The sequence below is a fragment of the Cupriavidus sp. FW305-26 genome (assembly GCF_058787975.1).
On the sequence record NZ_JBYTAH010000128.1, the window covers coordinates 1 to 9375 of the forward strand.

A 9375-nucleotide genomic window follows, 5' to 3' on the forward strand; every position below is an offset into this window, starting at 1 on the left:
ACCCGAGCCGCCGCCTTCGCCTCCGCCGCCACCCGCGCCGCCGCCGGTGGTCTGCTACTGCAACGCTGCGGGACAGAAATGGGACGGGCACGGGGAAATGCCCGACTGGCTGCAGCGGGCGGTCAATGCGGGGCAGAGTGTGGAGTTTTTCCGGGTCGGATAAGAGCCTTCACGCACAAAGGGGGATCGTACTCGTGTGGCGGTCTGGCCCACAAAGCCATTGAAAATCAATGAGTTGCAATACCCCTTGTCGTGCGAAAGGGGCAAAGCCTTGCTTGCAGGCGGCTCTTCGGGTGATCACCGCCACTTTTCGCACGAAAGGGAGATCCCCATCTAAAGCTAACTGGCCGCAAGGGCGCTGTATGCTGCAATCCGCAGGATCCAGGACTCGGCGCAAAATCGCGCAAGTCCTGCAAAGTTTTCCGGACGTCACGTCGTGGGGCGATTCTCGTGCCTCTGTTCAGTGGATCGGGCAAAATGACGCTTTAGCCGGTTGGGACCGGCATGAACCGTAAGGCGCGAGAAAAGGCACGGCGACAGACTTCGCGAGTTGCTCAAGTGTTCGAGCGCTCTGACGAGAAGGACCATATGCAACGGCTGACAGACGAGGAACTGCTCGAACTCCTTAACGAGATTGAGTCGGATCACGCGGAACGCAAGGAATCGTTCAAAGGGGACGTGCCCAAGAAGGCGCGACAGGCCGTTTGCGCATTTGCAAACGATCTAGCGGGGCACAATCGGCCAGGTGTCTTATTCATCGGTGTTAAGGACAATGGGGAGCCATCGGGCCTTGAGGTGACCGATGAGCTTTTGCGTGCTCTGGCCGACATGAAGACTGATGGCAATATTTTGCCCCTTCCGGCCCTCAGCGTTGAACGGCGAGAATTGAAGGGCGCGGAGGTCGCCGTGGTCACCGTCATGCCTTCCGATTCTCCGCCGGTGAAATATGACGGGCGCATTTGGATTCGTACAGGCCCTCGTCGAGCCTTAGCAAACGCGCAGGAGGAGCGCATTCTCAACGAGAAGCGGCGCTACAAGAATCTGCCGTTTGACATCAATCCCGTGCCCTCGGCAAAGCTTTCTGATATCTCGAAAAGCATCTTTGAGAACGAATATCTGCCTCAAGCCTTTGCTGACGACGTTCTTGAGGCTAACGGCCGTAGCTATGAAGAACGACTTGCCTCCTGTCGGATGATCGCCTCTCCCGATGACCCCACACCGACTGTCGTCGGTCTCCTCGCTATAGGAAAGAGTCCGCAGGACTTCCTTCCTGGTGCCTATATTCAATTTCTACGAATTGATGGTTTGGAGCTCGCTGATGCAGTTATTGACGAGGAAGAGATCAGAGGCGGTATCGTGGAAGTGCTTCGGCGTGCCGAAGAGAAACTGAAAGCACATAACAGGATTGCGATCGATATTACGGCGGCAGCCACACACCAAGTCGAAACGCCATATCCACAGGCAGCCTTACAACAGATTTTGTATAACGCGGTCCTGCATCGTGTCTATGAGGGAACTCATACGCCCATTCGTGTTTATTGGTTTAACGATCGGGTTGAAATCAATAGTCCCGGTGGACCATACGGCAACGTGACGGTTGAAAATTTTGGACGACCTGGTGTGACGGACTATCGAAATCCAAACGTTGCAGACGTTCTGAAGACCTTTGGATTTATTCAGGCATTTGGGCGGGGTATTGCCACGGCGCGGCGTGCTATGCAGGCAAATGGTAATCCGGAACCCGAATTTGAAACTACTCAGACGGCTGTGGTTTGTGTGCTTCGGGGGAAATCGTGAGTACTCCTGTACTGACATTTTTCAATAATAAAGGCGGAGTTGGCAAGACCTCTCTCATCTACCATCTTGCGTGGATGTTCGCCAGTCTCAGAAAGCGAGTGGTCGTTGCGGACTTGGATCCGCAAGCCAACTTGACGGCTGCTTTCCTCGACGATGAAGCGATTGAGCGGCTTTGGGAAAAACAGCAACCGGGCTCAACGATCTTTCGATGTGTTAAGCCTCTGACGGGTGTTGGAGACATAGCTCCACCAACTTTGCAACGGGTCGGAACCGACTTGTATTTGCTTCCAGGTGATGTTGCGTTGTCGAGCTTCGAGGATACTCTCTCGGGAGAGTGGCCAGCTAGCATGGGGGATGCAAATCTATATCGCCCAATGCGCATCCTCACTTCATTTTGGCAAGTGATGCAGATGGCTGCGGAGAAGGTGCAAGCGGATCTGATCTTAGTTGATATTGGTCCCAATCTTGGTGCCATTAACCGATCAGTCTTGTTGGCTACAGATTATGTGGCAATTCCCCTTGGCGCTGACCTTTTTTCCTTGCAAGGTCTAAATAATTTGGGCCCGACACTGAGGAGTTGGAAGGGGCTTTGGAAAAAGCGACTTGACAACTGGGATTTTAGTGCGGACATGGAGGCGCATCCGGATTTTAGTCTGCCTAAAGGTAATATGCTTCCGATCGGATATTTGTGCCAACAGCATGGGGTTCGACTTGATCGCCCAGTAAGAGCCTATGATAAATGGGTGCAGCGAATTCCTGCGGTTTATAGGACCGCGGTGCTGCAGGAAGAGCCAGTGCCAGGTATGAAGCAAGAAGATGACCCGTATTGTCTTGCCACCATTAGACACTACCGCAGTCTTATCCCCCTTGGTCAAGAGAATCGTAAGCCGATCTTTAATCTTACGTCTGCTGACGGCGCTATTGGCAGTCATGCTAATGCGGTGCAGGATGCAAAAAAGGATTTCAAGCATCTAGCAATAAAAATTGCAGATCGGATCGATTTACTGCTCTGAATAACTGAGCAGAAAACGGCGCCAACCGGCGCCGTTTTTTTACGTATCCCTTTGTTTTCGGTGCATGTATGGACCCGACGCTTTCTGCAAGCCTCTTTTAGTGATGAGAAGTGGTCTGCACGCATGTATCCGGCTTGCCTGGTGGGCGAGAGCCGAAGCATGCCCGCATGCCAAAACACCGCTGCGCCAGTGCGTCGAGTTTTGTCCCTGCCGTTACTCTCATCTTTGGGAAAGCAACTTGCCTTCATCTTTGACCTGGCTCGATCACGATAGCGCCGCGCGAGATCGCAGCTTCCGACTGCTGGCATTGTTCCGCGAGAAAGAATCGCGCGACGAGCTAGGCATTGGCGGCATCCGTGATGCCATCGCCGACCAGCTTTTTCCCGGTACCTCCACCATTCAGACACGCTTGCGATATATGCTCTTCGTACCCTGGGTCTATGGTGCGCTGGAGAAGCGCCATATTGCCGCCGACCGGTTCGAAGTCGCCGCGAGGGAGCAGGAGCTGGGGCTCGCCGCAGTCTTGGCTCGCTCCGATGCGTCGGGAGTGTTCGGCAAGGAGGCTGGTACCTCCCTCAAGCGCCTGCCCAGTTCCGTCTACTGGGCCGGACTTGGATCGTGGGGGCTGCGTCGTTTCGAGGGTGGCCAACAGGACTATTACCGACAGGTGGACAGATTCTATCCCCGGCGGCAGAGACACGCGGATGGCGGTGACGAATGGGAACTGGGGCGTTCGTCGGTGACATGGCATCCACATCTCATGTCACTCAAACCGAAGGACTTCCCACAACAAGCCAGCTTCGACCTGACGCCTGAGGAGTCCGACTTCATGATCGATCGCTGGCGCGCAACGCACCCGGACTCCCTGCTGACATGGCTCGCACTGGATCTGGGCCGCGCACAAGAATCAGTAGACGCGAGTTTTCCATGGTTGCATCCGCGCTTCGGGGCGTTTCCGGAATCCATCCGACAGTTGCTGGATCAGGCGCGGCTCTTTGCCTTGCTGATTCATGGGGCGGCGCTGATTTATAACTTGCAACTCGCCGAGAAGAGCGAGCGCCAGCACCTGGTGAATCAATACGCGGTGGACCTCGACCAATGGCAGGCGCGAGCCAACGAAGCAAGCCTTCCTGACTGGGATTTGGAAACGTTCTGGCCTGCCGTGATGGGCAAGGGTCATGGCATTTCGTCGACGACGAAAGGGTTCGTCAAAGATTGGCACGCCTGCCTGTGCCTGCACGACAGCGGCATCGGCCAGTCCACAAGGGCGCGCCTTCTGGTAATGCAGCGCGAATCCCGCCTCAAAGGCCCGAGATCACGCTTTTCCAATCGAGCCGCGCTGTCGCAGTGGGGCGGCGCCTCCGGCCTGACGCCATTGAGCTATCGCTGGCACACCGCGCGTCAGTTCCTCACCGATCTCAAGACGGGGCTGAACGCATGATCAACGCCAATACGCGCAGCCTGCTGACCGACGCCCTGACGCCGCCTGCCGGTTATCAGTTCGATACCGGCATTGCCACGACGTATTCACTTGACCTGAATACTCTGCTGGCTATTCCGCTCCATCTGGCGTGGTTGGCCACATCGGAATCCGAACGCCAGCTGGCCGATCCGATCCGACTGTTGGAAGCGCTTCGGCGCACCGCAGGCCGGCTGACAATTTTTGCGGAACGCAGCCGCATCCAGGCTCCCCAGCAGCCGCATGCATTGATAGGGCTGCTCGAAGACATGATCTTCGAAGCGCGCGCGCCACATGGTGGCGCATTCCATCCGAAGGTCTGGATTCTCCGGTTCACCGCTGGCGAGAAGATGCCGCCCGTTCTGCGGCTTCTCGTGCTGTCCCGCAACATCACGGCGGATGCGTCGTGGGATCTGAGCCTGGTACTGGAAGGCAGCCCGGGGCGCAAGCAACTCGTCGTCAACAAGCCACTTGGAAAGTTCCTCAGCGCGTTGCCCGCCTATTGCACCAAGGAAGTTCCCGCGCCGCGAAGAGTTCTCATCGAGGAACTCATCGGGGAATGCTTGTATTGTGATTGGAATCTTCCCGGAAATTTCGAATCGCTCAAATTCCACCCCTTGGGTATTGGACGCAAGCCGACGCCATGGGATCTCCCGGAGTCGCACGAGCTGGGTGTGATCTCGCCGTTTGTCAGCCCACGCGCGCTGGCGGAATTGCGCCGCAAGACGGACAGTGCGCTCTTCCTGATCAGCCGGCCGGAGGAACTGGATGGCTGTCCCGATGTTGTCACTGCGCCGGGCTTCGACAACGTCATGGTGCTGGATGAGCAGGCGGAAACCGGAGACCAGGAGGAAGATCGTACCGATCAATTGCGCGGGCTCCACGCCAAGGCGTTGGTGATGCGCCGCGCGTGGGACACGCATTTGTTCGTCGGCTCGGCGAACGCAACGAATGCGGCGCTCATCCATGGCATGAATGTCGAGTTCATGGTGGAACTGATTGGCAAGCACAGCAAGGTAGGTCGACCCGAAGCATGGCTGTCCGACGACGGCATCCGGGACATCCTGACGCCATACCAGCCTTCGATTCCGGACGCCTCCGTCATTGCCGCCCGAGAGGCCGAGGAACGTCTCGAGGCGTGCCGGCAATTGCTGTCCAGGGCCGATCTGCGCGTGCGCTGCGAGCCTTGCGACGGCGACTGGCGCCTCTTCCTGCAATCACCAGCCCTGACGTTGCCAGAGGACATTTCCGCATCGGCATGGCTCCTGACCGTCAGTCAGGACCGGGCAATGGCTATCACACCCGCAGTTGGCGAGACCAGCCTCGGCGTTTATGCCGCGCAGGAAGTCACGTCGCTCACAGGCCTCCACATTAGGCTGGGAGAGCATGCCCTCAGCTTTGGCCTCGACCTGCCGCTTGTCAATCCGCCGACGAATCGCGAGGCGGCACTGATGCGCCAGATCCTCCGGAACCGCGACGGTTTTGTACGCTACCTGATGCTTCTGCTGGGTGATTGGGATGGCATGCGTCCGTTGCCACGCGATGCCGGTACCGCCGCCGCGCCAGCGTTCTCCGGCGCTGCCGAACCGACGCCATTGTTTGAATCGTTGACGCGCGCGTTTGCCCGCGACCCCGACCGCATGCAGGAGATATCCACGGTGATTGCCCGTCTGCAGCAGACAGGAAAAGACGGCGAAGAGACGCTCGTTCCCGAGGACTTTCTGGATATCTGGCGCGTCTTTGATGACGCAATTGGCAGCGGAGTGTGCAAATGAACCACGACGAGTCCATCGAGAACGTACTCGGCAGTCTGAAGGATTTCCAGCGGCGCACCGTCGACTACACGTTCCGTCGCATGTTCGAGGATGCGCAGCCCGCGCGCCGATTCCTGGTCGCCGACGAAGTAGGCCTTGGAAAGACCATGGTGGCACGTGGTGTAATTGCACGGGCCATCCAGCATCTGCGCGGCACCCTTGAGCGGATCAACGTGATCTACGTCTGCTCAAACGCCGACATTGCGGCGCAGAACGTCAGGCGTCTCAACATCAGCGGACAGCCCGCCTTTGTGAAGGCGACCCGGCTGACGTTGCTGCCGCTGGAGTTCGAGGCGTTGCACGACAGCCGCCTCAACTTCATCAGCTTCACGCCGGGCACCACGTTCGAGCACGGCCAGCGAGGTGGCCAGAAGCTCGAGCGCATGCTGATCTACCAGATGCTGATGCATGGGGGCCGCTTCGCAAGTAGAGGCTTGTGCAGGCTGCTGCAGCTCAACGCTGGTGACGGCTGGTTCGAGGACGTCAAGACCTCGTTGGAGTTCGACGAGAATATTGCACGCAGCTATCGTGACACCGTACTGGCGGATCCCCGCCTGGCGGAAGAGCTGACCTTGCTCGCCGACATATTCCATGATGGTCGTCGCACCATTGATGCTGCCATCCAGCAACGGCGCCTCGCGGTCGTTGGCGATCTTCGGAAAAGCCTCGCGAAGTGCTGCCTTGATGCCCTGACGCCGAATCTGGTAATCCTTGACGAGTTCCAGCGTTTCCGCGATCTGCTTGACGCGCCCGAAGACAATCCGGCCGCGGAGCTTGCGCACGCGCTGTTCAACTATTCCGACGATCTTCGCGTGCTGCTGCTGTCCGCCACGCCTTACAAGATGTACGCGTCGGATCTGGACGAGGAGGATCACTATCGCGATTTCCTCGGGACACTTGGCTTTCTTTTTGATGATACCGCCTTGGTCTCCGAGATTGAAGGCGCGCTGCGCGCTTTTCGACAAGGCTTGCTCAGTGCACAGGATGAAGCCGGACTCGCCCGGCTTGACGCGGTCAAGCGCCGCATTGAATCCATGCTGAAGCAGGTCATGTGCCGCACCGAACGCGTCAACGCGACACACGGGCAGGATGCAATGGTGGCCGAGCGGCTTGAACCGCTGCGCCTGGAAACCAACGACCTGCGCGACTGGCGTATGCTGGATCGCATCGCCACACACGTCGGCGCGCACGAACCGATGGAGTACTGGAAATCAAGCCCGTACCTGCTGAATTTCATGAAGGGCTACGTCTTCAAGGACAAAACGGTGGCTGATTTCGTGCGCACGCAGGGCGCGGTTTCCGGCTTGGTATCGGAGGGTTCGGCGCGTCTGCTGCGTAGTGCGACACTTGACGAATACGGGGTGCTGGACCCCGCCAATCCGCGCCTGCGGCTGCTTGTCGACGAGATCGAGCGGCTCGGCCTCTGGCGTATGCTGTGGATGCCGCCGTCCCTGGCGTACTGGAAGCCGGAGGGTGCCTACGAAGGCGAACAGAGTGTCAGTAAGACACTGGTGTTCTCCAGCTGGAACATGGTGCCTGATGCGATCGCGGCCGCACTCTCCTACGTCACGGAGCGCCAGATGCTGGCACGGAACAGGCGTGAGCTGAAGTACGAATCCATGCCAAGGCAACTCACGCAGCGTTTGCGGTTCAGCCGCAGCGGCGACGGTCGCTACCACGGCATGATGGCGCTGGCGCTCATGTACCCGTCGCCGACACTGGCCGAGATGGTCGACCCCCTGACGCTCGCGCTTGACTCGCCGTCGCGGCCGACTTTCGACCAAGTCCGCGCGGTTGCCGCAGAGCGCTTACGCACAACTTTGACCAGCGTGCTGCCCGCCACCACGACAGAAGGCTCGGCAGACAGGCGCTGGTACTGGGCCGCGCTTGCGATGGCCGATGCCGACCGTTATCCCGCGCATCGCGCATGGTGCGCAACGCAATGGGCGAAGGCAAAGACGGATGACGACGCGGAGGCCTCCGGCGGGTTCGCGCAACACGTCGAGCATTGGCTTGAAGCCTGGGATGGCAGGCTTTCCGAGCTGGGGCGCATGCCGGACGATCTTTTCGACATCCTGGCGGATCTTGCGCTTTCCGGCCATGCGGTGTGCGCAATGCGCGCGCTGCGCCGGCCGACTCAGATAACCTGGGCAGATACGGATCTGCTCACCGCCGCAGGCAGGGTGGCGGAGGGATTGCGCAGCCAGTTCAACGCTCCGGCCGTGATAGGCCTGCTGCAGTCCGACGATGCGGACGACTCGTACTGGCAGCGTGTGCTGCACTATGGCGCCGACGGCAATCTGCAAGCCGTGCTTGACGAATACGCGCATGGATTGCTCGAATCGCTGGGCCTGACCGGTGCCTCAGCCAGAGAAGCCGTCGCTGGCATCGGCAATGCGATGTTCGATGCGATGTCGATCCGCACCTCGTTGTTGCGGCCCGACGAACTGGACACGACCGTCACCCCGCCAGAAGTGCGTCCATTCTCCATGCGGTGTCACTATGCGCTGCGTTTTGGCAAGCAGGATCAGGAAGACAGTGCGCTCGCGCGCAAGGATGTGGTCCGTGCGGCGTTCAATTCGCCATTCCGTCCATTCGTTCTCGCATCAACGTCGGTCGGGCAGGAAGGGCTCGATTTCCATACGTGGTGTCATTCGCTGGTCCACTGGAATCTGCCGTCGAACCCCGTCGACCTGGAGCAGCGCGAAGGGCGCGTGCACCGCTACAAAGGCTATGCCGTGCGCAAGAACGTGGCGCGCGCATTCGGTCTCGATTCACTACGGTCCGAGTGGCGAGAAGGCGCGGATCCATGGGAATGCCTGTTCGACTTGGCGCGCACAAACCGCGACGCGGGAGCGTCGGACCTGGTGCCGTACTGGATCTACGAACCGGCAGACGGCGTGAAGGTGGAGCGCCGCGTTTTCACGATGCCCTATAGCAAGGAAGAACAACGCTACCGGCGCGTGCAGAAAAGCCTGGTCCTGTATCGCATGGTGTTTGGCCAACCACGGCAGGACGATCTGCTGGAACATCTGGTCCGCCAATTCGGCGAACATCAGGCCAGGAAGTTGACGCAGCGCTGGCGGGTCGACCTGGCGCCGCCGGGAGCAGAGCCCGCCCCCGCTCGTGGACATCGATACGAATGAGGAGGCAATGCTGGAGGCGAGGTGAGGGCGCGCTCTCCTCAACCGAAGAACCGCCTGCAGCAAGGCTTTACCCATGCGGTTTTACACATCTTTGACCTTCCCAAGCGACCAGAGCGCCCAGGAAAGGCGTTTACTTTCAACGACTT

General features: G+C 58.9%; 6 protein-coding genes. All 6 read left to right on the top strand.

Annotated elements, in window-relative coordinates; translation table 11 throughout:
* Positions 1–163 (top strand): H-NS family nucleoid-associated regulatory protein (locus AC3WQZ_RS34820; protein ID WP_492302092.1); only part of this gene is annotated, 163 nt, incomplete at its 5' end.
* A 425-nt stretch (positions 164–588) separates the two neighbouring features.
* Positions 589–1797 (top strand): ATP-binding protein, encoded by a 1209-nt coding sequence (locus AC3WQZ_RS34825; RefSeq protein ID WP_436226183.1) that lies wholly within the window; start codon positions 589–591, stop codon positions 1795–1797.
* A complete protein-coding gene (locus AC3WQZ_RS34830) occupies positions 1794–2810 on the top strand; it encodes a ParA family protein (RefSeq protein WP_436226184.1) in 1017 nt (338 codons plus the stop codon). Before AC3WQZ_RS34825 ends, AC3WQZ_RS34830 begins: the two co-directional genes overlap by 4 nt.
* Positions 2811–3048: 238 nt before the next feature.
* On the top strand, positions 3049–4251 hold the full coding sequence (locus AC3WQZ_RS34835) for a DUF6361 family protein (RefSeq protein ID WP_454749392.1): 1203 nt from the start codon (positions 3049–3051) through the stop codon (positions 4249–4251).
* On the top strand, positions 4248–6044 hold the full coding sequence (locus AC3WQZ_RS34840) for a phospholipase D family protein (protein WP_436226186.1): 1797 nt from the start codon (positions 4248–4250) through the stop codon (positions 6042–6044). The genes AC3WQZ_RS34835 and AC3WQZ_RS34840 overlap by 4 nt, the downstream gene beginning before the upstream one ends.
* Positions 6041–9229, top strand: coding sequence for a DEAD/DEAH box helicase (locus AC3WQZ_RS34845; RefSeq protein WP_436226187.1), 3189 nt, complete (start codon positions 6041–6043; stop codon positions 9227–9229). Before AC3WQZ_RS34840 ends, AC3WQZ_RS34845 begins: the two co-directional genes overlap by 4 nt.
* Positions 9230–9375 lie beyond the last annotated feature (146 nt).

Coding starts and splice junctions, on each gene's coding strand:
- AC3WQZ_RS34845 (WP_436226187.1), top strand. CDS start 6,041: ATGAACCACGACGAGTCCATCGAGAACGTACTCGGCAGTCTGAAGGAT.
- AC3WQZ_RS34825 (WP_436226183.1), top strand. CDS start 589: ATGCAACGGCTGACAGACGAGGAACTGCTCGAACTCCTTAACGAGATT.
- AC3WQZ_RS34840 (WP_436226186.1), top strand. CDS start 4,248: ATGATCAACGCCAATACGCGCAGCCTGCTGACCGACGCCCTGACGCCG.